This window comes from Nitratireductor aquibiodomus (genome assembly GCF_900105565.1).
Taxonomy (GTDB): Bacteria; Pseudomonadota; Alphaproteobacteria; order Rhizobiales; family Rhizobiaceae; genus Nitratireductor; species Nitratireductor aquibiodomus.
On record NZ_FNSL01000001.1, the window covers coordinates 3,237,311 to 3,262,830 of the forward strand.

Below are 25,520 nucleotides of genomic sequence, written 5' to 3' on the forward strand. Positions count from 1 at the left end.
GACATGAACAAGCTGCTCATATCCACGCTTCTCGCCAGTGTGATGGCGTTTCCGGCTGCGGCCGAAACGCTGCGCGTTGGCGTCGCAACCGCGCAGACCGGCGCGCTCGCGCCCTTCGACACGCCCGTTATCGACGGTATCCACATCGCCGTGGACGAGATCAACGAGGCCGGCGGCATCGATGGCAAGATCAAGATCGAGCTTCTGGAAAAGGATGTGCGTTCCGACGCGGCGCAGACCTCCATTGCCACCCAGGAACTGGTGGATGAAGGCGTCTCCGTGATCGTGCTGCCCTGCGATGCTGACCCGTCACTGGCGGCGATTGGCGTCATCACCGAGGCGCAGATCCCGGCCATTTCCACCTGCGCCTCCTCACCCACCCTGCCGCAGATCGGCGGCGACTACATGTTCGCCAACTTCCCCGGCGACAATGTGCAGGCCACGGTTTCTGCCAAATGGGCCTATGATGAGGGCCACCGCAGTGCCTACATCATCTATTCGCCCGACACGCAGTACACGACCATGCCGCTCTACTTCGCCGAAGTGTTCGAGAAGCTTGGCGGCAAGATGCTTGGCGAGGACACGCACACGATCGGCCAGCAGGATTTCTCGGCCATTGCAACGCGTATCGCGGCGCTCGATCCGCAGCCCGACGTGATCATGACCTCGACCTATGAGCCGGATTTCCCCTCCATGTTGAAGGCGCTGCGCGCGGCGGGCGTGGAAAGCCAGATGATCGGTTCCGACGGCATCGACAGCCCGACCACTTTCTCGCTGGGTGCCGTGGCCGAAGGGCTCGTCTTCACCACCGCAGGTCACCCGACCGAGGGCAGCCCGCTGGAAGCTTTCAACAAGAAGTTCGAAGAGGTGAACGGCAAGGCACCGGAAACCGTGTTCAATGCGGTTGGCTACGACCTCATCAAGGTCATCGAGGCGGCAGTGATCGCGGCGGACGGTTCCACCGATGCGCAGACGCTGCGCGATGCCATCGCCAATCTGGAGAACGTGCAGGGTGCGACGAGCACCATCACCTACAAGGGCACGGATGGCATGCCGTTGCGCGAGGTGAGCCTGATCCGGGTGAAGGATGGTGGGCGTGAGCTGGTCGGCCAGCCGACGCCGGACGCCTCCCTCATCCCCGAACCCCGCGTTCAGTGAGATCATGACGTGTCTGCGCTACTGACAGTCCAGTCGCTTCAGGTTCAATACGGTGCCGTCAATGCGGTGCGCGGTATCGATCTGGAGGTGCGTGAAGGCGAAATCATCGCGCTGCTGGGCGCCAATGGCGCGGGCAAGTCCTCGACGCTCAATGCGCTGGTCGGTCTGGCACCGGCCAGCGCAGGCACGATCACCTTCAGGGGGCAGGATGTAACCGGCAGTGCGTCGGAGCGTTTCGCCTCCCTTGGCATGACGCTGTCGCCCGAGGGGCGGCGCGTCTTCGGCACGCTCAGCGTGCAGGAAAACCTGCTCATGGGCGCTTATTCCATGCGGGACAAGGTCGAGATCAAGACGGCCTGGGAACGGGTCTTCGACCTTTTTCCGATCCTGCGGGAGCGTCGTGAACAGTTTGCTGGAACGCTTTCGGGCGGCCAGCAGCAGATGCTGGCCGTTGGCCGTGCGTTGATGAGCAATCCGCGTCTTTTACTGCTTGACGAACCGTCGCTGGGGCTCGCGCCGAAGATCGTCGAGCAGGTTTTCGAGCTGATCACCGTGTTGCGTAAGCAGGGGGTGACCATGGTGGTTGTCGAGCAGAACGTCTCGATGGCGCTCGAGGTCGCGGATCGTGGATACGTGATGGCCAGCGGCCGCATCGCTGCCTCCGGCACGGCCGTCGAACTGCGCAATTCCGACACGCTGCAAGCTGCCTATCTGGGGGCCGATTAATGGATCTGTTTCTACAGCAAACCGTCAATGCGTTTGCACTGGGCGGCACCTATGCGCTGCTGGCGCTGGGCCTTGCCATGGTCTTCTCCACCATGGGGCTAATCAATTTTGCGCATGGCGAACTGATGACCATCGCCGGCTATATCCTGATGGCCTGCGGGCTGGCGGGTGTACCTTTCGCGTTTTCCATTCTTCTGGCCATTGCGGCTGCGGTGCTGGCCGCAATCGTCATGGAACGCATTGCCTTCCGGCCGGTCAGAAACGCGTCCGGCGCGACCATGCTGGTGACGAGTTTCGCGGTGTCGATGATCTTGCAGGTTCTGTTTCAGAACTTCATTTCCGCCCGCTCGCAGGCTGTTCTGGTGCCGGAAATCCTGTCTGAAAGCGTGCGTTTCGGCGGGCTTGTGATCGGCGTCAACAAGATTGCCGCCATCGTCACCACCATCGTGATGCTGATCTTCCTCGACCGCTTCATGAAGCACCACCGCATCGGCATTGCCATGCGGGCGGCGGCGGAAGACTTCTCCGTCGCGCGCCTTATGGGCATCCGCGCAAATACGGTGATTGCCGGCGCATTCGCGCTGTCGGGTTTTCTGGCCGGCGTCGCAGCGGTTCTCTGGGTGAGCCAGCGTGCCTCGGTCGATCCGCTGATGGGCTTCACGCCCGTTCTGAAAGCCTTCATCGCGGCCATTCTTGGCGGGCTCGGCTCGCTGCGTGGCGCCGTGGCCGGCGGCTTCCTGCTGGGTTTTATCGAAATCTATCTGGCCGCCTACCTGCCGTCCGGCATGCAGGAATTCCGCGATCCCATCGCCCTTTGCCTGGTCGTTCTTGTGCTGATCTTCCGCCCGAACGGCCTTATCCCGTCGCCAGCCCTCAAGGCGGAGAAAGTATGAGCCTTCACACATCTGTCGGGGAAAGCGGTCGGCTTCTGTCACCGCTCGACCCGGATCCGGTCACGATCATCAACGGGGACAGCACCCTCCCAGTTCTGCTTGTTTGCGAGCATGCAGGGAAGACGGTGCCGCAGGCGCTTGGTGACCTGGGGCTGAGTGCGGATGCGCTCAATGCGCATATCGGCTGGGATATCGGTGCTGCCGGAGTTACCCGGCTTCTCGCTGACAGGATCGGCGCAACCGCAGTGATGCAGAGCTACAGCCGACTGGTGATCGACTGCAACCGCCCGCCCGAAGCTCCCGATGCGATGCCGGAGGTGAGCGATGGTGTGCCGGTGCCGGGAAACCGGGGCGTGACGCAAGAAGGGCGCGCGATGCGTAGGCGGGAGATCTTCGACCCGTTCAATGCCGCCGTGAAAGAATTGCGCAGCCAGCCGCATTGCCGGGCGATCCTGTCGATCCACAGTTTCAACCCGCAGCTTCGCGATGGCGTAAAGCGGCCATGGGAAATCAGTTTCCTTTATCGCAAGGACACAGCGACCTCCGAGCGGCTGAGGCAACTCGTGCTGGAGAATGCGCCGAACCTGACTATTGGCATGAACGAGCCCTACCAGATCGATGATGAGTCGGACTGGTTCGTGCCACGCCACGGCGAAGAAAGCGGCCTGCCGCACAGCCTCATTGAAATTCGCAACGACCTCATTGCAGATGCCGGGGGACAGGCAGAATGGGCAAAGCTCATGGCCGCCGTCGTGCATCGCTTCGTAACGGAGTTATAGACATGGAACTCACGCGCAACGTTCCCATCGAGCCGGCTCAGGCGGCAATCCTCTATGTGGATGTGCAGAATTTCAGCGCCAAGAAGAATGGCGCCGAGTTCGTCGATCTCGACGAAAAGACGCTGAGCGAGAAATATGGCTGGTATTTCGACCGGCTTGAGGGTGAGGTGATCCCGCGCATGCAGAAGCTGCAGGCGACCTGCCGCAAGGCCGGCGTGGAGGTGATGTACACCACAATCGAAAGCCTGACGCTCGACGGTCGCGACCGCAGCCTCGATTACAAGATCACGGGCTTCAATGTGCCCAAGGGCTCGTGGGACGGCAAGGTGATCGACGAGATCGCGCCGGGCGAAGACGAGATCGTTCTGCCGAAATCCTCATCCTCGGTCTTCGTCTCGACCCATATCGACTACATTCTTCGCAATCTGGGTGTGAAGCAGCTCATCATCTGTGGGCTGATCACCGATCAGTGCGTGGAGAGCGCCATTCGCGATGCCTGCGATCTGGGCTATCTGGTGACACAGGTGACGGACGCCTGCCTCACCTACAGCCAGGAGCGCCACGACAACTCGCTGCGCACCATCAAGGGCTATTGCCGGCAGGTGACGACGGAAGAGCTGATCGCGGAACTGTCCTAGATCAGGAGTTCCCAACGACCCCGGAAGTGGTCTAGATCGCTGCATGGATGACACGGCCGGAAACGGCACGCGGGAGGGTTCAGCATGACCGCAATTCTCGACACGGTTCCGCGCTTTTCTGAGGAAGAGGCGGCAGGGCTCCTCAAGGATGTCTATGGCATTGAGGGCGCGTTCTCGGCTTTGGCAAGCGAACGGGATCAGAATTTCAAGGTGAAGACGCCGGAAGGCGCGTTCATCTTCAAGATCGTCAATGCGGCTGAGCCGGTCGAGGAGAGCGATTTCCAGACGGCGCTCCTGCAGCATATCCAGTCCGCTGCGCCTGACCTGCCGGTGCCGCAGCTTCTTCCCACACTAAAGGGCGAGGCGCTAGGGGTTGTCGAAGGCGCAAACGGTGCGACGCACCGGCTGCGGCTCGTGAGCTGGATCGAGGGCACGCCGCTTGCCGAAGTGCCGCGCAGCGAAGCGGCCATGGAAAGCCTCGGCGAACTGCTTGGCCGCTTCAACAATGCACTCAAGGGTTTCATGCATCCGGGCGCCGTGCGGGCGCTTGATTGGGATCTGCGCCTTGCCGGCAACAGCCGTGCGCGGCTTGACCATATCCGCGATGCGGATGACCGGGCGCTTGCGGAGCGTTTCATCGCGCGCTTCGAGGCGGATGTGCTGCCACGGCTTTCGCGTCTGCGCGGTGGGGTGATCCACAATGACGCCAATGACTGGAACGTGCTGGTCGATCCGGAGGATCACACGAAGATCTGCGGCCTGATCGATTTCGGGGATGCGCTTTACAGCGCGCTGATCTGCGAGGTGGCAATTGCCGGGGCCTATGGCGCGCTCGACTGCGACGACCCGCTGGGCGCCATCGGTGCGCTGGCGGCCGGTTTTCATGCGCAGTATCCGTTGCGTGAAGAAGAGGTCGACCTGTTGTTCGATCTCGTTGCCATGCGGCTTGTCACCTCGGTGACGATCTCGGCCAGCCGCCAGTCGGAAGTGGCCGACAATCCCTATCTTGCTGTCAGCGAGAAGCCTGCCTGGGAGCTGCTGCGCCGGCTTGGTGCCATGGACCCGCGTTTCGCCACCGCCATCCTGCGCAATGCCAGCGGTTTCGAGGCCATGGCGGGTTCGCGCAGGGTGAAAAGCTGGCTGGCGAAAAATCGCCGCCGTTTCGCGCCGGTGCTTTCGCGACCGGCTGCGAGCTATCCGACAGCCCATGTGCCGCTTGGCGACCGGAGCGATGCAATTGCCATCGCCTCCGCCGAGGAACGGCCAGACGAGGCGCAGGCGCTCTGGGAAGAAGCGGTGGGCGACGCAAGGCGCATTCTGGGCATTGGGCCCTGGGGGGAGGAGCGCGGTGTCTATACGAGCGAGATTTTCGAATCCCGACTGATCACCGGCACCCGCCGCACACGGCATCTGGGGCTCGACCTTTTCCTGCCGGCGGGCGCAGCCCTTTATGCGCCGCTTGCAGGCATGGTGAAGGAAGTGGGCGTGGAGGCCGCGCGGCTTGGCTATGGCGCGGTGATGGTGCTGGAGCACAGGCCGGAAGATGGCCCGGCCTTCCTGTCGCTATGGGGGCATCTTGCCCATGAGGTTGCAGACCGGCTGAAGGTGGGCGACCGGGTCGAGGCGGGCGCGTTTCTGGCCCATATGGGTGGGCCGAAGGAAAACGGCGGCTGGATGCCGCATCTGCATTTGCAGATTGCCTGCGACACGACGATGAGCGCTGACGACATTCTGGGCGTCGGCGAAACGCGCTATCTGGAAACATGGGGCGAGCTCTTCCCCGATGCGAGCGATTTTGCCGGGCTCGTGGCGGTGGATGCGGGCCGGCTTTCCAAGGCCGAGATCGTGGAGAAGCGCCAGTCGCTGCTTCTGCCGAACCTGTCGATTTCCTATGAGGAGCCGATCAAGTTTGTGAAGGGCGAGGGCGTGTGGCTCATTGACGACCGTGGCCGCGCCTATCTCGACTGTTTCAACAATGTCTGCCATCTGGGCCACTGCCATCCGGCGGTGGTGGAGGCGCTGGCGCGGCAGGCGGCGACGCTCAATACGAACACACGCTATCTGCACGACAACATCGTCGCCTATGCGGAGCGGCTGACGGCGACCATGCCGGAGGAGCTCTCCATCGCGGCCTTCGTCAACTCGGGCTCGGAGGCAAACAGCCTGGCGCTGCGCATGATGCGGGCGCATACGGGCCGGGAGAACGCCATCGTTCTCGACTGGTCGTATCACGGCACGACGCAGGAGCTGGTCGACCTCAGCCCCTACAAGTTTCGCCGCAAGGGCGGGCAGGGACCGAAGCCGCATGTGCATGTAGCCGAACTGCCGGATGCCTATCGCGCGCCGGCCGACTGGTCGCAGGAGGAAATGGCGCAGCGGTTTGCCGCAAGCGTTGCCGAGCAGATCGACACGATGGCGGCTAAGGGCGAGGCTCCGGGCTTTTTCATCGCCGAATCCATCCCGAGCGTGGCCGGCCAGGTTTTCATGCCGGAAGGCTATCTGGACGAGGTCTATCGCATGGTGCGGGCAGCAGGCGGCCTCTGTATCGCTGATGAGGTGCAGGTGGGCTTTGGCCGCATCGGCAGCCATTGGTGGGCATTCGAGACGCAAGGCGTGGTGCCCGACATCGCCACGGTGGGCAAGCCCATCGGCAATGGTCACCCCATGGGCGCGCTGGTGGTGCGGCGCGAGATCGCCGAAAGCTTTCACAACGGCATGGAGTATTTCAACACGTTCGGCGGCAACCCCGTCTCCTGTGCGGTGGGGCTTGCGGTGATCGACACGATCGAGCGCGACGGCCTGCGGGAGAATGCGGCGGAAATCGGCACCTATCTCAAGGCAGGCTTCATTGAGCTTCAGCGTCGCTATCCGCTGATCGGCGATGTGCGTGGCATGGGGCTGTTCCTTGGCATCGAGCTGGTGGAGGACCGCGAGACCAAGGTTCCGGCCACGGCGACGGCGCGCGCGATCTGCAATGAGGCGCGGGCGCGCGGGGTGCTGATGGGCACCGAAGGCCCCTATGACAATGTGCTGAAGATGCGCCCTTCGATGATCTTCTCCAAAGCCAATGCGGACCATCTGCTGGGCGTTCTGGAAGAGAGTTTCGAGGCAGTGGCGCGGGCCGACTGAGGCCTTCAGGGGCCGGACGAAACGCTGCGTGAACGCGACGCTGATCCATGATATGGTCGGGGCGTGCATATTGACATAAAGATATCTTTATGTGATGCAGGCCCAACTTAATTCAAGGATGAAAAGCGTCGCGTATGTCGTCTATCGATGAACTGTTTGGCCCCGTCGGCGAAAAGCCGGATGGATCTGAAATCTTCGCCGCGCTGCACAAGGCTGCGCGCGAGCGTATTCTCATCCTCGACGGCGCGATGGGCACGCAGATTCAGGTGCTCGGCTTCGACGAGGACCATTTTCGCGGTGACCGGTTCATCGGCTGCGCCTGCCATCAGCAGGGCAACAACGACCTGCTCAACCTGACGCAGCCCAAGGCTATCGAGGAAGAGCATTTCCGCTATGCGATGGCGGGCGCGGACATTCTCGAGACGAACACCTTCTCTTCCACGACCATCGCGCAGGCCGATTACGGCATGGAGGAGATGGTCTATGAGCTTAACCGCGATGGCGCGCGGCTTGCCCGCCGTGCGGCCAAGCGTGCCGAAGAAAAGGATGGCGTGCGTCGCTTCGTGGCAGGCGCACTCGGGCCGACCAACCGCACCGCTTCCATCTCGCCGGACGTGAACAATCCCGGCTACCGTGCCGTGACCTTCGACGATCTGCGCATTGCCTATGGCGAACAGCTGCGCGGGCTGCTCGATGGCGGCGCGGATATGGTTCTCATCGAGACGATTTTCGACACGCTGAACGCCAAGGCGGCGATCTTCGCATGCGAGGAAATCTTCGCAGAGCGGGGCATCCGCCTGCCGGTAATGATCTCCGGCACGATCACCGACCTTTCCGGACGCACGCTTTCCGGCCAGACGCCGACGGCCTTCTGGCATTCGGTGCGGCACGCCAAGCCGGTCACGATCGGTCTGAACTGCGCGCTGGGTGCTGCGGCCATGCGCCCGCATCTGGCGGAGCTTTCGGGCGTGGCCGACACGCTGATCTGCGCCTATCCGAATGCCGGTCTTCCGAACGCCTTCGGCCAGTATGACGAAAGCCCGGAAACCATGGCCGCACAGGTCCAGGAATTCGCGCGCGAGGGGCTCATCAACGTGGTCGGCGGCTGCTGCGGCTCGACGCCGGAGCACATTGCCGCGATCCGCGACGCGGTGGCGAAGCATCCGCCGCGCAAGATTCCCGAGCGTGCGCCGCAGATGCGTCTTTCGGGCCTTGAGCCCTTCACGCTGACCGACGATATTCCCTTCGTCAATGTGGGCGAGCGCACCAATGTCACGGGCTCGGCGAAGTTCCGCAAGCTCATCACCGCGGGTGATTACGCGACCGCTCTGGATGTCGCGCGCAACCAGGTGGAAGGCGGCGCGCAGATCATCGACATCAACATGGATGAGGGCCTGATCGACTCAAAGAAGGCGATGATCGAGTTCCTCAACCTGGTGGCGGCGGAACCCGACATCGCGCGGGTGCCGGTGATGATCGACTCCTCCAAATGGGAGGTGATCGAGGCCGGCCTGAAATGCGTGCAGGGCAAGGCTGTGGTGAACTCCATCTCGCTCAAGGAAGGCGAGGAAGCGTTCCTGCATCAGGCCAATCTGTGCCGCATGTATGGCGCGGCAATGGTCGTGATGGCCTTTGACGAAACCGGTCAGGCCGACACTGAGGCGCGCAAGGTGGAAATCTGCACCCGCGCCTACAAGCTCCTGACCGAGAAGGCCGGTGTCGCTCCCGAAGACATCATCTTCGATCCGAATGTGTTCGCTATCGCGACCGGTATCGAGGAGCACGACAATTACGGCGTCGACTTCATCGAGGCGACGCGCGAGATCATTCGCACCCTGCCGCATGTCCATATCTCGGGCGGCGTGTCGAACCTCTCCTTCTCGTTCCGCGGCAATGAGCCCGTGCGCGAGGCAATGCACGCGGTGTTCCTCTATCACGCCATTCAGGCGGGCATGGACATGGGCATCGTCAATGCCGGTCAGTTGGCCGTCTATGACGCCATCGATGCCGAGTTGCGCGAGGCCTGCGAGGATGTGGTTCTGAACCGCACGCCGAAGGCCGGCGGCACGGCAACGGAGCGCATGCTGGAGATTGCCGAGCGCTTTCGCGGCACCGGCGGGCGCGAGGCGAAGGAGAAAGATCTTTCCTGGCGTGAGCTGCCGGTCGAAAAGCGGCTGGAGCATGCGCTGGTCAACGGCATAACGGAATACATCGACGCGGACACCGAGGAAGCACGGCTGAACGCCGAGCGCCCGCTGCATGTGATCGAAGGGCCGCTCATGGCCGGCATGAATGTGGTCGGCGACCTGTTTGGCGCGGGCAAGATGTTCCTGCCGCAGGTGGTGAAATCCGCCCGCGTGATGAAGCAGGCCGTGGCCGTTCTGCTCCCCTATATGGAGGAGGAGAAGAAGGCCAATGGCGGCGGCGAGCGCCAGAGCGCCGGCAAGATCCTGATGGCCACGGTGAAGGGCGATGTGCACGACATTGGCAAGAACATCGTCGGCGTGGTTCTCGCCTGCAACAATTACGAGATCGTCGATCTGGGCGTGATGGTGCCGGCGGCGAAGATCCTCGAGACCGCGCGCGAAGAGAAGGTCGACATTATCGGGCTTTCCGGTCTCATTACCCCCTCGCTGGACGAGATGGTGCATGTAGCGGCCGAGATGGAGCGCGAAGGGTTCGACATTCCGCTTCTGATTGGCGGCGCGACGACCAGCCGTGTGCACACGGCGGTGAAGATCCACCCGAGCTACGATCGCGGGCAGGCGGTTCACGTGAACGATGCAAGCCGTGCGGTGGGCGTGGTCTCGAACCTGCTTTCGCCGGAAGCGCGTGACGGTTACGTCGCCAATGTGCGCGAGGAATATCGCAAGGTGACGGAGGCGCATGAGCGCTCCGAGCGTGAGAAGCAGCGTCTGCCGATCGTCAGGGCGCGCGCCAATCCCCACAGGATCGACTGGGCGGACTACACGCCGCCGCAGCCCGCTTTCACCGGCACGAAAGTGTTCGAGAGTTGGGATCTCGAGGAATTGGCGCGCTACATCGACTGGACGCCGTTCTTCCAGACCTGGGAACTGAAGGGGCGTTACCCGAAAATTCTTGAGGACGAGAAGCAGGGCGAGGCGGCGCGGCAACTCTTTGCCGACGCGCAGTCGATGCTGAAAAAGATCATCGACGAAAAATGGTTTGTGCCGCGCGCCGTGGTCGGGTTCTGGCCGGCCAATGCGGTGGGCGACGATGTGCGCCTTTTCACCGATGAGACGCGCAAGGAGGAACTTGCATCCTTCTTCACTCTGCGCCAGCAGCTCACCAAGCGCGGCGACAAGCCGAATGTCGCGCTTTCGGACTTCGTTGCGCCGGCGGACAGCGGCAAGCCGGACTGGATCGGCGGGTTCGTGGTGACGGCAGGCATCGAGGAAGTGGCAATTGCCGAGCGTTTCGAGCGGGCAAACGACGACTATAATTCGATCCTCGTGAAGGCGCTGGCCGACCGGTTCGCGGAGGCCTTTGCCGAGCGCATGCATGAGAAGGTCCGCAAGGAGTTGTGGGGCTATGCCGGCGACGAAAACTTCACCCCTGAAGAGCTGATTGCGGAACCGTATCTCGGCATCCGCCCGGCTCCTGGCTATCCGGCACAGCCCGACCACACCGAGAAGGTGACGCTGTTCAGGCTGCTGGATGCGGAGAAGAATGCGGGCGTTGAACTGACCGAAAGCATGGCCATGTGGCCGGGCTCCTCGGTGTCGGGTCTCTACCTTTCGCATCCAGAAAGCTATTATTTCGGTGTTGCCAAGGTCGAGCGCGACCAGGTGGAAGATTACGCGGCGCGCAAGGGCATGGATGTGGCCGAGGTGGAGCGCTGGATAGGGCCGGTTCTCAACTATCTGCCGGCCTCCTACACGCAGGCCGCCGAATAGCGCCTATTCGCGGACGGGCGCGGCGCAGACGCGTGAGCGGGTGAGGAAGCGCTTTTCCCGCCCGTTGTCGAGCGAGAACATGCCGCCGCGCCCCGGCACCACGTCGATGATCAGGTCGGTGTGCTTCCACGCCTCGAACTGCGATGCGCTGATGAAAACCGGCGTCTCGCCGATATGGCCCAGAAGCACATCCTGATCGCCGACGATGAAATCACCGCGCGGGTAGCACATGGGCGAAGAGCCGTCGCAGCAGCCGCCCGACTGATGAAAGAGGACGGGGCCGTGATCGGCGATGATCTCGGCAAGAAGCTCGCGTGCTTCGGGCGTTGCTGAAACCTTGTCGTTTATGGACATGCGCAACCCTTTCGGAGGATGGCAGGCGGGGGCCGAAAGCTGGCGGCTAAAGCCTCCCGCCTGCCGGGGCAGCTTCTTCCCGGAACGGGAAGAAGCATCTCGTAACGTCTGACCGGTAGAGAGTCGGTCAGATCGCCGTATCGCCTGAACTCAGAAGAAGCCCAGCTTTTTGGGGCTGTAGCTCACCAGCATGTTCTTGGTCTGCTGGTAGTGATCGAGCATCATCTTGTGCGTCTCGCGGCCGATGCCGGACTGCTTGTAGCCGCCGAAGGCCGCATGGGCCGGATAGGCGTGGTAGCAATTGGTCCACACGCGGCCTGCCTGAATGCCCCGGCCGAACCGGTAGAGCCGGTTGGCATCGCGGCTCCAGATGCCAGCGCCCAGGCCATAGAGCGTGTCATTGGCGATTTCCATGGCCTCGGCATCGTCCTTGAAGGTCGTGACCGACACGACGGGGCCGAAAATTTCTTCCTGAAAGACGCGCATCTTGTTGTGGCCCTTGAAGACCGTCGGCTTGACGTAATAGCCGCCAGCCAGATCGCCGGGCAGATGCGCCTGCTCGCCGCCGGTCAGCACTTCTGCGCCTTCCTGCCTGCCGATATCGATATAGCTCAGGATTTTCTCAAGCTGCTCGGAAGAGGCCTGCGCGCCGATCATGGTGGCCGGGTCGAGCGGGTCGCCCTGCACGATCTGCTCCACGCGCTTCAGGGCGCGCTCCATGAATGCGTCATAGATCTCCTCATGGATGAGGGCGCGGCTGGGGCAGGTGCAGACCTCGCCCTGATTGAGCGCGAACATGACGAAGCCCTCAATGGCCTTGTCAAAGAAGTCGTCGTCCTCGGCGGTGACATCCTTGAAGAAGATGTTGGGCGACTTGCCGCCAAGCTCCAGCGTGACCGGAATCAGGTTCTGGCTGGCGTACTGCATGATGAGCCGGCCGGTGGTGGTCTCGCCGGTGAAGGCGATTTTGGCGATCCTGCTGGAGGAAGCGAGCGGCTTGCCGGCTTCAAGGCCGAAACCGTTGACGATGTTCAGAACGCCTTCCGGCAGGATGTCGCCGATGAGATCGGCCCAGAGCATGATCGACGCCGGGGTCTGCTCGGCGGGCTTCAGCACCACGCAATTGCCGGCGGCAAGCGCGGGCGCGAGCTTCCAGCAGGCCATGAGAAGCGGGAAGTTCCACGGAATGATCTGGCCGACCACGCCCAGCGGCTCGTGGAAATGATAGGCGACCGTATCATCGTCGATCTGCGAGATGGAGCCTTCCTGGCTGCGAAGAACGCCGGCAAAATAACGGAAATGATCGATGGCCAGCGGTACGTCGGCTGCGGTCGTCTCGCGGATCGGCTTGCCATTATCCCAGGTTTCGGCGCGCGCCAGAAGTTCGAGGTTTTCTTCCATCCGGTCGGCGATGCGGTTGAGCATCAGGGCGCGTTCGGCCGGGCTGGTGCGGCCCCAGGCGTCCTTGGCCTTGTGGGCGGCGTCGAGCGCCAGCTCCACGTCGGCTGCGTCGGAGCGTGCGATTTCGCCCAGCGGCTGGCCGGTGACCGGCGAGGTGTTTTCGAAATAGCGCCCGGATTTCGGCGCGACCCATGCGCCGCCGATGAAATTGTCATAACGCTTGGCGAAGGGCGCTTTCGCGCTGCGTGCGAATTCAACCTTGTTCATGAAATCCTCCCGAATTCAAACCGCGTCATGCGGCATGAAGGGAAGGGTAGGCGCGGGTTTCCCGGTGCGTCAGAGGGGGAGGCGCGGGGGCGTGCGTCAACTGTCTCAGATCTGCGACAGGTGACGCATCGAAACGTTGCGGAAAGTCTCCCCGGAAAGCTTCAATGGGTGCGGCCGATGCCGAGCCTGGCCATCTTGCGATGCATCGTGGCGCGGGAAATGCCGAGCTGGCGCGCGGCCTCGGAAACATTGCCGCCGGCGCTGACAAGCGCGCGCTGGAGGGCGCTGCGCTCGGCCCCTGCAAGGCCGGGTGACGCGGTTTGCGGGTCGCCCAGCACGTCGCACGCGGGCAGTGGATTGGCAAGCGGGCCGGGTGGGAGGCCCAGAAGCGCGCGGGCCGAGCGGGTTGCGCCGATCACCAGATCATCGCTGTCGACCGCGATGAGAGCTGCGGGGTCTGTTGCCGGCAGGAGCATGATACGCGCCTGCGGATAGGCGAGGCGAAACGCTTCTGCTTCGATGCGTCGGGCGGCGTCACCGGCTGCGGTGGCGATGAGGCTGACGAAGCCCTCGGTCAGGTCGGCGCGGCAGGAGGAAACGTCGAGTGCGCCCGCTAGATGGCCCTCATGGTCGTAGACGGGCGCGGTGGTGCAGGAGAGAAGCGTGTTGCGGGAGTGGAAGTGCTGGTCGCGGTGGATTGTCAGCGTGCGGCGCTCCACAAGGCAGGTGCCGATGCCATTGGTGCCTTCGCTCTGCTCGCTCCAGACCGTGCCGGTCCAAAGCCCCCACTGGCGGAAGGTCTCGTCATCGCCCGGCGTGCCGCGCCGCTCCATCAATATGCCCTGCCGGTCGGCCAGAACCACGCAGCAGCCGGAGCTGCCGACGGCGAGGAAGAGCTGGTCGAGCGGGGTTTGCGCGGAGCGAAGAAGCGGTTCGAGCCGCGCGCGGGCGGCGGCCAGTTCCATATCGGAAATGCGCTGGGGCCCCCGCCGTTCGGCTGGGTCGAGCCGGTGCAGCCGACACGAACGCTGCCACGAAGCGACAAGCGCCGATTTGGCAGCGCGATCCGACTCCACCGCGGCCAGAACCCGGTCAGCATGATACGACAGGCCACGTCCGTCCATGGCGTTCCTCCCATGCCCCGCTGGCGTCCTCCACGCCGTTTCCTTTGCCGGGCTCATTGGTGATCGTTTGTGAAGTTTCTCTGCCGGAGCGGATCTGTCAATACGACCTTTGATGACACCAGGTCTCGTTGCCGGGCCTCTCTACTGGAGGTCGAGCTCCTTTGAGAGCAGTTCAATGCCCGCGGCCGCAGCACGCCTGTCGGCAGGCTGGAGGCCTGACAGGAGTGCGGAAACGCGGCTGCGCCATTCGTTGCGCACTGCCGCCAGTATGTCGCTTCCTGTCTCGCTCAGGTGGAGCTCCGTCATGCGGGAATCGAGATTTGAGCGTCCGCGCCGGACATGTCCACTCGCGATCAACCCTTCCAGACTGCGGCTGATCGTCGATTGAAACATGCCGGTCTCTTCGGTGATCGCTTTCACATTGCATCCCGGCCTGTCGAAAATCGCGGCCATGATGATGATCTGCTGGTTGCTGAGCCGGTGGGTCCGCGCCTCGGCCGGACGGTACTGCCCCAGTTTTATGGCGAGGCGCTCGAGCGCAAGGGCGGTCTGCCTTTCGAGCGATTTGACGTCACGTTGATCCAACGGGCTCGCATCCTTATCCGTAAAGGTCAATCTCTACGCGATCTTGCCGTCAGTGGAAATCTCTTCAAAGGATCGTTCAGGCAGTCGTCTGGGTACGGGTGTGTGGTTGCGCGCGTTTTCCATATTGCCACATGATTATCCCAAGGATCAGCGCTCCCAGGAGAACCGATAGCAGGCCCGCCGGCAGTTCATACGGTCTGAATATCTGGCGGCCGGTCCAGTCGGCCATGACGACCAGAATGGCGCCTGTCAGGGCGGCTCCGGGCAGTTGCACCGTTGTTCGGCGCAATCCGCAAAGGCGGGCAATGTGTGGTGCCGTCAGTCCGACGAAGCTGATCGGGCCCAGAAACAGGCAGGCGGATGCTGTCAGGAGTGCGGTTGCGAGGATGATGAAAAAGCGCGCCGCGCCAAGGGGCAGGCCGAGCGAACGGCCCGCGGCGCCGCCGAGCGTCAGAATATCAAGCCAGCGCAGCGTCGAAAGCGCGATGCCGGCGCCTGCCATCGCCATGATGGCGGGCAGGGCCAGATCACCCATGCCGACGCGATAGGTCGACCCCGACATGAAGGCCAGCACAACATTGCCGCGCGGGTCGCCGGTTGCCAGAAATGTCAGTACGAGCGCGTCGGCAAAGGCGGTGATGGCAATACCGGCGAGAATAAGCCGGCGCGGCTCGAGATCGTGCCTGCGTGCATAGGCGAGGATTGCCAGGAGGATTGCCAGCGCTCCGAAAAGGGCGCCGGTCATCTGCATGCCGGCCGTGGCGGCAGGGAGCGCGATCATGATCCCGATCACGCCCATGACGGCGCCGGTGGAAACACCGATGATCTCCGGGCTTGCCATCGGGTTCGAAAGCAGGCGCTGGACCAGACAGCCGGCAAGGCCGAGCGCAGCACCGGAAAGGGCTGCCGCGAAAACGCGCGCGGCACGCCAGTCCATGATGGTTTCGAAACCAATCGAGGGCAGGCCGAGCGCAATCAGGATCGCCAGCGCGAGGATCGTCATGAGAAGGACAAGGAAGTAGCGCTCGCCGCGCCCCGAAAGGCCGGCGGAAACGGGCAGAACTTCCCCGGCCGAGGATGCGCTGGCCGGCGGCAGGCGCTTCAGGAGGTAGAGTAGCAGCGGCGCTCCGAGAATCCCGGTCAGGGCGCCCGCGGGCAGAAAGCGGCCAAGGCCGCTCAGGCCGAACTGCATGCCCTGATCGACAAGGCCGAGAAGCAATGCACCGACGAAGCCTGCCGTGAGCAGACGCGGACCGATCCTGCGCATGCCCAGCATCGTCGCCAGATGCGGGCTTGCAAGACCGACAAAGGCGATCAGGCCGACCGTCGCTGTCACCGCCGATGCGAGAAAGATCGCAATTCCCAGAGCGAGAAAGCTGAACAGGCCGGTGGAAAGCCCGGAAGAACGCGCGCTCTCCCGCCCTAGCCCCATCAGTGCGAGAGGGCGGCTGAGAAGAAGGAGAGCGGCAGCGCCCAGCACCAGCCTGGGCAGGAGAAAATGCACGCCTTGCCAGTCATACTGGGTCAGATCGCCCGAGCCCCAGAGGAAGAGGCTGGTGAGATACTGGTTCTTGAGCAGCAAAAGGCATGTGGTCACGGCCCCTGCCGTGAAACTCACCACCATGCCTGTCAGGACGAGGCTGACGGGATCGTCCATGCGACGGCCCACGAGAAGGCTGACAAGCCCCCAGGCCAGAAAGGAGCCGGCCAGCGCGACAAGAAAAGGGTGGTCGGCGTGCAGTTCGGGGGCGAGCAGAAGGGCCACGGCCAGTGCAAGCTGCGCACCCGATGACACACCGAGCGTGGCCGGAGAGGCGAGTGGATTCTGGAGGATCTGCTGGAACACCGCACCGGCGATGCCAAGCCCCGCACCGGCGAGCAGGGCCACGGAAAGCCGGGGCAGATAGGCATACCAGTATTCGATGGAAACCGAGGGGTTCTCCGTCTGCCCGAAAATGAGCGCGGTGAGCGATTCTTCACCACGGATTGCGGCCGTGTTCCCGGCGATGAAGAGGCCAAGCAGCACAAGGCTCGCCAGCGCCAGCAAAAGCGGAAGGGGACGGCTCTTACGAATTGTCATTGCTGCAGTCCGGCAGGTCTGTTGCGGAAAGTTCCCGCGCGAAGGTGCGTGCCTCGGTCAGCCCGCCAAACGACCAGACCGGCCGCATCATCGTGTAGCGGCCCTTGCGGAGCGCAGGAATCTTTCCAAAAAGCCCGTTCGAAAGGACGTCGTCCTCAGCCGCGAGCATCTGGCGAACCTCGACGGGGACTGGTGAAACGATGATGAGTTCATCATCCGGGTGGTGGAGGAGTTCGGAGACCGGCACGGTGGCGAACCCCCAGAAATTCGTCGCTCCGGTCCAGCCATTGGCGAGGCCGGCTTCTTCCAGAACCCCGCCGTAAAGGCTCCCTTCACCGAAGACGCGAACGGTCCCGCCGCGAACGAAATTGACGACGAGAAACCCGCAGGTCTCGCGTTGCGCCTCGGCTTTCTCCCGCAGAGCGGCAATGGCCCTGTCGGTGTCGGCGATAAGGGCCTCGGCCCCTTCAGGATTTTCTGCGAGATCGCCAAGCGCGCGTGTGACGCTGCGTGCATTGGCCAGCGGCGTCTTTTCCGGCGTGAAGATTGCAAAAGAGCGCACGGGAGCGATGCTTTCCAGGCGCTTTTCGATACTGGCGAACTGAGGCGATATGAGAATGAAATCGGGGTCTGCCTCTTCGAGCCGTTCCATGTCGGGTGCAAGGCGCAGGCCGAGATCTCGGGAGGAAGGGGCGGGCGCCGGGTCCTGAACCCAGTCGAGGAAGGCCGGTTTCTCCGGCACACCTCTGACCTCGACCCCAATGCCGAGCAGCGTGGTGGCAAGACCCCAGTCGAGCGCGATGAGGCGTGGCTTGTCGGTTTCTCCGGCTTCGGCACCCATTGTCGCGGAGAGCGCCAGGGCCAGCGCGAGAACGATACGCCTCATGACGCGATATACCCCACTGGCCGGCCATCGGCCGGATGCGCGAACACCTCCATGGGAATATCGTAGAGATCCGTCAGAACCTTTGGTGTCATGATCTGCGAGGGCGCATCGCTGGCGATCAGCCTGCCGTCGCGCAGAGCCAGGATGCGGTCGCAGAACTGGGCGGCTATGTTCAGATCATGAACGATCAGAGCAACGCCAATGCCGCGCCTGTCAACGATGTCGCGCAGAAGGGCGAGAATGCGTGCCTGATGCGCGAGATCGAGCGCCGAGGTCGGTTCATCGAGCAGCAGGAAGTGGCGCGCCTGCGCCAGCACCATTGCGATCCACGCGCGCTGGCGCTCACCGCCTGAAAGTGTACCCACCAGCCGGTTTTCGTGCTCGCGGCTGCCGGTTTCATCGAGCGCGGTATCGACCGCGTTCCGGTCTTCGGTTGAGAGCTTGCGAAAAGGACCGTGCCAGGGATAGCGACCGAGCGCGACGAGTTCGCGCACGGTCTGGTGTTCGGCCGTCGGCAGGCTCTGCGGCAGATAGGCGACTTCGCGCGCAAAGGCGCGGCCGTTCCAGCCATTCGCATCGTCTCCAGCAAAACGGACCTTGCCCGCGGTTGGCCGAAGGTGGCGGGCGAGCAGTTTCATCAGCGTGCTCTTGCCCGCGCCATTGGGGCCGATGATGCCGTAGATGCGCCCGCAATTGAAAGAAGCGTTGAGGTCGCTGAGAATGGCCCGGCCGTTTGGCCGGAATTCCAGATTTTCAACCTCAAATCCCGTCAGACTGTGTGCATTCATCGGCATTCCATCAGCGTTTGGGAGAAAAGCGCGCCGGCGCGCCCATCACCATTCAAAGGTCAGTTTGGCTTTCACATTGCGCCGGTCGCCGTAGTAGCAGGCGTTCTGGCCGGCGCAGGCGGCGACATAGTGCTTGTCGAAAAGGTTGCTCACATTGAGTGACAGCTCGGTCTTGTCGAACCGGTAGCCGATGCTCGCATCCGCAACCACATAATCAGGCACGGTCAGCGTGTTGGCGGCGTTGGCGTAGGATTTGCCCACATAGCGCACGCCCGCACCGACGCGCAGGCCCTCAAGTTGCCCGCCGAAACGATGGTTGACCCACAGCGAGGCCATCTGCTGCGGAACACCGATCGGCACCATGCCCTGATCGCCATTGTTGGAACGGGTGATCTCCAGATCGTAATTCGTGTAGGAGGCCACAATGTCCCAGCGTTCGGCGAGGTTTGCCTGCGCCTGCAGTTCGATGCCGCGCGAGCGCACCTCGCCGGTCTGCACCTTGAAGTTCGGATTGGCCGGGTCGTTGGTCAGAACGTTTTCGCGCGTCAGGTCGAACCACGCCGCAGTGAGGCGGAACCGGTCGAGGGGATCCTGATATTTAACGCCGACCTCATATTGCTCAGCGGTTTCCGGGTCGAACGGATTGCCGTTGATGTCGGTGCCGGACAGCGGGTCGAACGAGGTCGCATAGCTCGCATAGGGGCGCAGACCCGGCAGCACCTCATAGCTTGCACCGATGCGGCCGGTGAGCGCCGTGTCGTCGCGGTCGGTGCGCGATCCCGTCAGATGGTTGTCAAACCGGCTCGATACCCAGTCGTGCCGCAGGCCCGCCGTCACATCGAGGCGGTCGGTCAGCGCAATCTGATCCTGCACGTAAAGGCCGACGCGGTGCGAGCGCGTGGTCGAATCCGTCGAGTAGGCGGGTCTTTGGACGTTGATCCCGTAAACGGGATTGAGAATGTCGATAATGTAGAAATTTCCGCTCGGATCGTCGCCATAGCCGGAGCGGTTGTCGAAGACCTCGTAACGGTAGTCCAGGCCGGCCAGAAGCTGGTGACCTACCGGGCCCGTGTCGAACGTTTTTTCGATGCGGTTGTCGGTCTGGAAGGCACCGATGCTGTCATCCGTGGCAAGCGCCTGGCGGGCGAGCAAATTGTCGGGGTAACCCGGCAGGTAGCTGCTCACGAGGCCCACGCCATAGAGCGTTTCGTATTCGGTTGAAATGTAAGAATAGCGCGAATCCTGCGAGAATTTCAGGCCGTTCTCAAATTCGTGCTCGAACTCGTAGCCGAGCATCATCTGATTGCGGTCGTAACGGTCGAAATTCGTGTCGGCGCTGAAGAAGTCGGTCGGAATGCGCCCGAAGGAAGCCGGGCGCGCGGTCGCATCGTAGGGCAGAAAGCTCGTCACCGTGCCGGTGCGGTCCATCTGGAACTTGCCCATGATGGTGAGTTCGGTTCCCGCCTGCGGTTTGAAGGTTATGGAAGGGGCGAGATAGAGCCGGTTGTCATCGACATGATCGACCTGCGTTTCGCCAAGGCGGCCGAGCGCAGTGAAACGGGCATAGACCCCGTCATGGCCGGGCAGGGCGGCGTTGAGGTCGAGGGCGACCTCTCCTTTTTTTGGCCAGCCGCCCGCGACCGACGCGCGATAGAACGTGTCTTCCTGCGGGCGCTTGGAAATCAGATTGATGAGCCCGCCCGGGCTTCCCGCCCCGAACAGTGCGGAGCTCGGTCCGAGCAACACTTCCTGGCGCTCGAGGCCGTAGGGCTCAACGCGGAAATTGGCGAAAGCCTGCGAGCGCAGCTGCAGGCCGTCCAGATAGAGACCGCGGGCCTGGGCCGAGAACCCGCGCATGAAGAACCAGTCATAGCGCGTGTCGGCACCATACGCCTCGCTGCGGATGCCGGGCGTATAGCGCACCGCCGCGCCGACGCTGTCGGCACCCTGCATGTCCATCTGGTCGCGGGTGACAACCGAGATCGACTGCGGCACGCGGTCGATCGGCGTGTTCGTTTTGGTGGCTGTGGCGCTGTTATCTGCCACGAACCCGTCATCTGGCCCAACGGGTGAAGCGGAGATGCTGTCACCCTCGACCACAAGACGATCCAAAGTGGTGCTTTTCTCCGCACTGTCCTGTGCATGTGCAGTGAATATGGGCGCCGTTGACAAAAGCAGTGCTGCCGCCAGACGGCTGGTGGGTAAAGAGGAACTGGACCTGCGCATATCTGATCTCATCCGCGATTTTAAATAGCGGTGCTATATATTTTTACCTGATAATGCGAGTCAACTTAAAACCGTCCCACCAGACGGTTTCCCTCTGCTTTTGGTTGCGGCTCAATGCACACCAGCCACACCGCGTCGCCAATAGGACACAACCAGATGCTGCGCATTCGGCAGCCGTAGCGATTTACGCAGATGGCCGCGTATGGCCTTGAATGCGGAGAATTCGCATCCGGCCCAGACAAAGAGGTCGGGGTCGTCACCTTTGATGGGCAACGCCTTCGCCGCTTCTTCCAGAAGCGTCGTGCTGCCGGCTGCTCGGTCATCGCGCACCAGCCATTCGAGATCGAGTTCCGCGCGTGTCGCCAGGGGCTGGGTTTCGGACTGGTTGGCAATCTCCACGCGAACGATCGCCTTCGTCTGGCTGGACAGCCCCTCCAGAATGCGGGCAATTGCCGGCAGGGCGGTCTCGTCGCCGAGGAGCACCAGCCTGTGCGCCTCGGGCGCCTCGCCGCCTCCGGGGCCCGTCATGCCGACAATGTCGCCCGGTTTCGCCTGCGCGGCCCAGCCAGCGCCCGGATAGGCATCACCTTCATGGAGGACCATATCGACATCGACATGCCCCCGGTCCACGTCGATTGCCCTGATCGTGTAGACGCGGGCGACCGGCCTGTTCTCGTCGTCGGGCCAGATCGCTTCACCGTTCTTGCCGATGCAGGGCCATGAAGGGTTGGCGGTGCCGGCGGGAGGAAACAGAAGCCGCATATGAAGGCCGCCACGTGCGAAACGCGCGAGGTTTTCCCCCGCAAGGCGGACCCGTTTCATGAAGGGTGTCAGGTTTTCCGCGGAGACGACGCGCATCTCCCGAAAATAGGGAAGCAGCATGCCGGGTGTGTTGTCGCTCTGCCAGTCAAGATCGAGGTTTTTGTCGAGGGATTGCAGGCGATGGGTGATTCCGAGCTGAAGATAGGCGAGGGACGTTCGGTCTTCGGCGTCAAGCAGGATGTCCATGCTAGAAGACTGCGGCTTTAGGGCGATGCGCCCGAGGGAGTGCTGTAACTGCCATCCCGTCGTGGTTTCCTCCACCACCGCCCCTACATCGCCTGCCGCGAAGGCCTCCAGCAACTGCTTTTCCGGATTGAATGGGAGGCGTAACTGTGCGCGGAACGAACCATGCGTGGTCATGAAGAGATCCTGCTTTTGAAAATTAATTGGAGTTTTATAGTCATATTAAATGGCATTGCAACGGCTGGATGCGAGCCGACCGCGGTGGACGGAAAATCTGGCACCGTTCCACAGGGCTGCGGACAAAAGACTGCCATGACGGGGTTGCAGCCGGACATATGATTTGCACCATAGGCAGGACAGTCGTCACCGCCTGACCCCAGATGCGCAGGGTCATGTCCAGTGGACATTTGCTGATTTGAACCAGAGAAGCCGTCATCTCATGTCATTCCTGAATTCCCATCATCCCGAAATCGACGTGGAGAACAGGTTGCGGATTTCGTCTGTCTCCACCGCCCGCACATCGCGCTCCCTTGGGTTTCTCACCCTTCTCTGCCTGTCATTGATGCTTGGAGCGGGGCAGAAGGCGCAGGCACAGGCGGATGCCGGTGCAGACGAAGGGAGAAGAAGTGTCGATGTGGGTGTCTATGTCAGCCCGCCTTTCGTTAGCGAGGAGTCGGGGAAATATGACGGCATGGCCATCGATCTCTGGGAGATCGTCGCCGGAAAGCTGGGCCTCGCCACCCGCTATGTGGCATTTACAAACCTGAAGGATCTGGTCGAGGCCACACGTACGGGCCAGGTCGATGCCGCCGTTACCAACCTGACGATCACGCACAAGCGTGCGGGAATCTTGTCCTATACGCAGCCCTGGTACGATACCGGTCTGCGCATCATGGTGCCGGAAAGCGGGTCTGCCGGCATTCAGAGCGTCATAACGGGGTTAAGAAATGCCGGGCATCTGCGCGCCTATGCATGGCTTGCGTTCGTCATCGTTCTGGCGACCATTCTCATCACCCTGTTCGACCGCAGATTTGACAGGGATTTTCCCCGGCGCTGGCGCGAGGGCCTGGCAGAGAGCTTCTACCAGGTCATGTCGGTCGCAACCTCCGGAAAGGCCACGCGGAAAAATCTGTTCGGATGGCAAGGGCGCATCTGGTCGGCAATCTGGATGGTTTTCGGTGTCGCGGTTGTTGCCTACATCACCTCTTCCGTGACGAGCGTCATGACGGCGGTGTCAATCGAGCAGGGCGTCACGTCCCTGGCCGATTTGCCCGGCAAAACATCGGGCGTTTTCACCGGAAGCGCGTCGGAGGACTATCTGAACGAGATCGGTATCGGAACGCACTCCTACCCGGGGCTGGGGGAAGCGGTTGCGGCCCTTGAAGCGGGCCGGATCGAGGCGATCGTGGCAGATGCACCAACCCTTGAGCACTATGTGCATGTCCATCCCCAGCAGGAGATGGAAGTCGTCGGCAGCCTGTTCCATCCCAATAAGTACGGCTTCGCCTTCCCTCTCGAGAGCGATCTGACGACGCCGGTCACGCTTGAAATACTCAGTCTCCAGGAAAGCGGTGCCGTCGAAGAGCTGCGGCTTGAATATTTCGGCAACGCGCTTTGATTTCTCCCGTATCCGCAATTGATCCGCGACCGGAGCCGGAAGATTGACTATTGTTGCCATGATGCTCATTGGCCGCCCGGCTGCCCCAGTCTTTCTCGGATAAACGGATTTGCTCCATGCATGACATCGGATTGAAGATCGCGCTGATCGGCGTGATGGGCATGGGCGCGCAGTGGCTCGCCTGGCGGCTGCGTCTTCCGGCCATCGTGCTTCTGCTGCTCGCCGGCGTTCTCGCCGGTCCGGCCACCGGGTTCGTAAACCCGACCGAGGATTTTGGCACCATCTACCGTCCGCTCGTCTCGCTTGCGGTCGCGATTATCCTGTTCGAGGGTGGGCTCACGCTCAATTTCAAGGAGATCAGTGAGACTTCGACCGCGGTGCGCCGCATTATCATCATCGGTGGCCCGATGGTCTGGGTGATGACCGCGCTTTCGGCACACTATATCGGCGGGCTTTCGTGGCCGACAGCCGTTGTGCTCGGCGCCATTCTGGTGGTAACTGGCCCCACCGTCATCACACCGCTTCTGCGTCAGGCGCAGCTCGCCGCGCGCCCGGCCTCGCTGCTCAAATGGGAGGCCATCGTCAACGACCCGATCGGGGCGCTCTTTGCCGTTGTCGCGTTTGAGGTCGTTCTCGTGCTGATCGGGCAGCATCAGGGTGGGGGCCTTGCCTATGTGGTGGCCGCAGCTTTCGTCGTTGCGGTTGCCGGCGGTTATCTGGCGGCGCGGGCCATCCACTGGGCGTTTGTGCGCGGTGTTGTGCCGGAATTCCTCAAGGCGCCGATCCTGCTTGCCACGGTGCTCCTGGCCTATGCGCTGACCAATCTCGTGCTCGAGGAGGCGGGGCTTCTGACGGTGACGGTGATGGGCATCGTGCTGGCGAACACCCGCATTGCGAGCCTTGCCGAGATGCGGCGTTTCAAGGAGACGATCACGGTTTTCCTGGTCTCGGGGATATTCATCCTGCTCACGGCCTCGCTCACCGTCGAGGATTTCCTAAGCCTCGACTGGCGCGCGGTTCTCTTTGTCGGATCCGTTCTTTTTGTTGTGCGCCCGGTGGCGATCATGACCGCAACGGTCGGATCCGGCGCGACCCTTGCCGAGCGCACGCTTTCAAGCTGGATCGCGCCGCGTGGTGTGGTGGCCGTCGCCGTGTCGGGCCTGTTTGGCGGTGCCCTGGCAGATGCAGGGATCGCCGATGCAAACCGTATGGTGTCCTTCACCTTCGCCGTGGTTGTCACAACGATCGTGCTACACGGTTTCACACTCGGCCCGCTGGCTTCGCTTCTGAACCTGAAAAGCGCTGACAAGCCCGGGCTCCTGATTGCCGGCGGGCCGAGATGGGCCATCGATCTGGCGCGCAAGCTGCGCGACATGGATGTGCCGGTCATGATCGCAGACCCGAACTGGAACCATATCGCGGAAGCGCGTCTATCCGAAATACCCGTGTTCTACGGCGACATACTCTCGGAAGAAGCGCATCACAGCATTGACCCGAAGCGGTTTTCGACGCTGATCGCTGTCACCGATAATGACGCATACAACTCGCTCGTCTGCACCGATTTCGCACCGGAGCTTGGACGCTCGCACGTCTATCAGCTCGGACGCGGGGCGGAACAGTCGAAGCGCATGTCGCTCAACTTCACCCTTGGCGGACGCCCGCTTACCGAAGACGGCGTGGATTTCCGCACCCTGCGTGAACGGCACTGGCAGGGCTGGACCTTTCAGGCGACGAAGCTTTCCGACGAGTTCGACTACGATGCATATCTGAAAAGCCGGGCCGGCGAGACGATCGTGCTTCTGTGGGTAAAACCCTCCGGCAAGATCGTTTTTGCCGCCGGCGCCACGGGCACGCCGTCGGTCGATGATCGCGTGGTCAGCTTCACGCCGGCAAGGGACCGGCGGGCCGCTTCCAGCAATGAAACCACTTCACAGGAAAAGGCCTGA

Annotated in this window: 18 protein-coding genes; 9 read left to right on the forward strand and 9 right to left on the reverse strand. The window is 62.4% G+C overall.

Annotation, left to right across the window (positions count from 1 at the left end; all coding sequences use genetic code 11):
* Nucleotides 1-3 precede the first annotated feature (3 nt).
* The 7 genes from BLW55_RS15335 (at nucleotide 4) to metH (ending at nucleotide 11,240) form a co-directional block, all read left to right on the forward strand.
* Nucleotides 4-1,158 (forward strand): ABC transporter substrate-binding protein, encoded by a 1,155-nt coding sequence (locus tag BLW55_RS15335; protein WP_090330020.1) that lies wholly within the window; start codon nucleotides 4-6, stop codon nucleotides 1,156-1,158.
* Between the two features lie 9 nt (nucleotides 1,159-1,167).
* Nucleotides 1,168-1,884, forward strand: a complete 717-nt coding sequence (locus tag BLW55_RS15340; protein WP_090329372.1) for an ABC transporter ATP-binding protein — start codon at nucleotides 1,168-1,170, stop codon at nucleotides 1,882-1,884.
* Nucleotides 1,884-2,777, forward strand: a complete 894-nt coding sequence (locus tag BLW55_RS15345) for a branched-chain amino acid ABC transporter permease (protein ID WP_007006903.1) — start codon at nucleotides 1,884-1,886, stop codon at nucleotides 2,775-2,777. The genes BLW55_RS15340 and BLW55_RS15345 overlap by 1 nt, the downstream gene beginning before the upstream one ends.
* Entirely contained in the window at nucleotides 2,774-3,556 is a 783-nt protein-coding gene (locus BLW55_RS15350; protein ID WP_090329373.1) for an N-formylglutamate amidohydrolase, read from the forward strand. The genes BLW55_RS15345 and BLW55_RS15350 overlap by 4 nt, the downstream gene beginning before the upstream one ends.
* A gap of 2 nt (nucleotides 3,557-3,558) precedes the next feature.
* Nucleotides 3,559-4,194: a cysteine hydrolase family protein gene (locus BLW55_RS15355; protein WP_090329374.1), complete on the forward strand. Its 636-nt coding sequence runs from the start codon at nucleotides 3,559-3,561 to the stop codon at nucleotides 4,192-4,194.
* Between the two features lie 84 nt (nucleotides 4,195-4,278).
* Nucleotides 4,279-7,323, forward strand: coding sequence for an aminotransferase class III-fold pyridoxal phosphate-dependent enzyme (locus tag BLW55_RS15360; RefSeq protein WP_090329375.1), 3,045 nt, complete (start codon nucleotides 4,279-4,281; stop codon nucleotides 7,321-7,323).
* 134 nt (nucleotides 7,324-7,457) lie between these two features.
* On the forward strand, nucleotides 7,458-11,240 hold the full coding sequence (gene metH / locus BLW55_RS15365) for a methionine synthase (RefSeq protein WP_090329376.1): 3,783 nt from the start codon (nucleotides 7,458-7,460) through the stop codon (nucleotides 11,238-11,240).
* 3 nt (nucleotides 11,241-11,243) lie between these two features.
* On the opposite strand, the gene BLW55_RS15370 is transcribed toward metH, so the two are convergent.
* The 9 genes from BLW55_RS15370 to BLW55_RS15410 form a co-directional block, all read right to left on the reverse strand.
* The gene (locus tag BLW55_RS15370; RefSeq protein ID WP_025029555.1) at nucleotides 11,244-11,588 is read right to left on the reverse strand and encodes a DUF779 domain-containing protein; all 345 of its coding nucleotides are present in this window, start codon (nucleotides 11,586-11,588) and stop codon (nucleotides 11,244-11,246) included.
* Between the two features lie 156 nt (nucleotides 11,589-11,744).
* Nucleotides 11,745-13,262, reverse strand: coding sequence for an aldehyde dehydrogenase (adh, locus tag BLW55_RS15375; protein ID WP_090329377.1), 1,518 nt, complete (start codon nucleotides 13,260-13,262; stop codon nucleotides 11,745-11,747).
* A 161-nt stretch (nucleotides 13,263-13,423) separates the two neighbouring features.
* Nucleotides 13,424-14,386, reverse strand: coding sequence for a helix-turn-helix domain-containing protein (locus tag BLW55_RS15380; RefSeq protein ID WP_090329378.1), 963 nt, complete (start codon nucleotides 14,384-14,386; stop codon nucleotides 13,424-13,426).
* 141 nt (nucleotides 14,387-14,527) lie between these two features.
* Nucleotides 14,528-14,971: a MarR family winged helix-turn-helix transcriptional regulator gene (locus BLW55_RS15385; RefSeq protein ID WP_007006911.1), complete on the reverse strand. Its 444-nt coding sequence runs from the start codon at nucleotides 14,969-14,971 to the stop codon at nucleotides 14,528-14,530.
* Between the two features lie 76 nt (nucleotides 14,972-15,047).
* Nucleotides 15,048-17,051: a Fe(3+)-hydroxamate ABC transporter permease FhuB gene (fhuB, locus tag BLW55_RS15390; protein ID WP_090329380.1), complete on the reverse strand. Its 2,004-nt coding sequence runs from the start codon at nucleotides 17,049-17,051 to the stop codon at nucleotides 15,048-15,050.
* Nucleotides 17,038-17,937 (reverse strand): ABC transporter substrate-binding protein, encoded by a 900-nt coding sequence (locus tag BLW55_RS15395; protein ID WP_090329381.1) that lies wholly within the window; start codon nucleotides 17,935-17,937, stop codon nucleotides 17,038-17,040. The genes fhuB and BLW55_RS15395 overlap by 14 nt, the downstream gene beginning before the upstream one ends.
* Nucleotides 17,934-18,725, reverse strand: coding sequence for an ABC transporter ATP-binding protein (locus BLW55_RS15400; RefSeq protein WP_244509095.1), 792 nt, complete (start codon nucleotides 18,723-18,725; stop codon nucleotides 17,934-17,936). Before BLW55_RS15400 ends, BLW55_RS15395 begins: the two co-directional genes overlap by 4 nt.
* Before the next feature lie 45 nt (nucleotides 18,726-18,770).
* Entirely contained in the window at nucleotides 18,771-20,771 is a 2,001-nt protein-coding gene (locus BLW55_RS15405; RefSeq protein ID WP_244509096.1) for a TonB-dependent siderophore receptor, read from the reverse strand.
* 291 nt (nucleotides 20,772-21,062) lie between these two features.
* A complete protein-coding gene (locus BLW55_RS15410; RefSeq protein WP_090329384.1) occupies nucleotides 21,063-22,133 on the reverse strand; it encodes a siderophore-interacting protein in 1,071 nt (356 codons plus the stop codon).
* A gap of 262 nt (nucleotides 22,134-22,395) precedes the next feature.
* Here BLW55_RS15410 and BLW55_RS15415 point away from each other — a divergent pair, with 262 nt between their 5' ends.
* Together BLW55_RS15415 and BLW55_RS15420 are read left to right on the forward strand one after the other, a co-directional pair.
* Nucleotides 22,396-23,574 carry a transporter substrate-binding domain-containing protein gene (locus tag BLW55_RS15415; protein ID WP_090329385.1) on the forward strand — a complete coding sequence of 393 codons (1,179 nt, stop codon included), beginning with the start codon at nucleotides 22,396-22,398 and terminating at the stop codon, nucleotides 23,572-23,574.
* A 116-nt stretch (nucleotides 23,575-23,690) separates the two neighbouring features.
* Complete coding sequence (locus BLW55_RS15420) at nucleotides 23,691-25,520, forward strand: cation:proton antiporter (RefSeq protein ID WP_090329386.1); 1,830 nt, start codon at nucleotides 23,691-23,693, stop codon at nucleotides 25,518-25,520.

Coding starts and splice junctions, on each gene's coding strand:
- BLW55_RS15355 (WP_090329374.1), top strand. CDS start 3,559: ATGGAACTCACGCGCAACGTTCCCATCGAGCCGGCTCAGGCGGCAATC.
- BLW55_RS15380 (WP_090329378.1), bottom strand. CDS start 14,386: ATGGACGGACGTGGCCTGTCGTATCATGCTGACCGGGTTCTGGCCGCG.
- BLW55_RS15420 (WP_090329386.1), top strand. CDS start 23,691: ATGCATGACATCGGATTGAAGATCGCGCTGATCGGCGTGATGGGCATG.
- BLW55_RS15360 (WP_090329375.1), top strand. CDS start 4,279: ATGACCGCAATTCTCGACACGGTTCCGCGCTTTTCTGAGGAAGAGGCG.
- fhuB (WP_090329380.1), bottom strand. CDS start 17,051: ATGACAATTCGTAAGAGCCGTCCCCTTCCGCTTTTGCTGGCGCTGGCG.
- BLW55_RS15350 (WP_090329373.1), top strand. CDS start 2,774: ATGAGCCTTCACACATCTGTCGGGGAAAGCGGTCGGCTTCTGTCACCG.
- BLW55_RS15410 (WP_090329384.1), bottom strand. CDS start 22,133: ATGACCACGCATGGTTCGTTCCGCGCACAGTTACGCCTCCCATTCAAT.
- metH (WP_090329376.1), top strand. CDS start 7,458: ATGTCGTCTATCGATGAACTGTTTGGCCCCGTCGGCGAAAAGCCGGAT.
- adh (WP_090329377.1), bottom strand. CDS start 13,262: ATGAACAAGGTTGAATTCGCACGCAGCGCGAAAGCGCCCTTCGCCAAG.
- BLW55_RS15395 (WP_090329381.1), bottom strand. CDS start 17,937: ATGAGGCGTATCGTTCTCGCGCTGGCCCTGGCGCTCTCCGCGACAATG.
- BLW55_RS15400 (WP_244509095.1), bottom strand. CDS start 18,725: ATGAATGCACACAGTCTGACGGGATTTGAGGTTGAAAATCTGGAATTC.
- BLW55_RS15335 (WP_090330020.1), top strand. CDS start 4: ATGAACAAGCTGCTCATATCCACGCTTCTCGCCAGTGTGATGGCGTTT.
- BLW55_RS15415 (WP_090329385.1), top strand. CDS start 22,396: ATGTCATTCCTGAATTCCCATCATCCCGAAATCGACGTGGAGAACAGG.
- BLW55_RS15345 (WP_007006903.1), top strand. CDS start 1,884: ATGGATCTGTTTCTACAGCAAACCGTCAATGCGTTTGCACTGGGCGGC.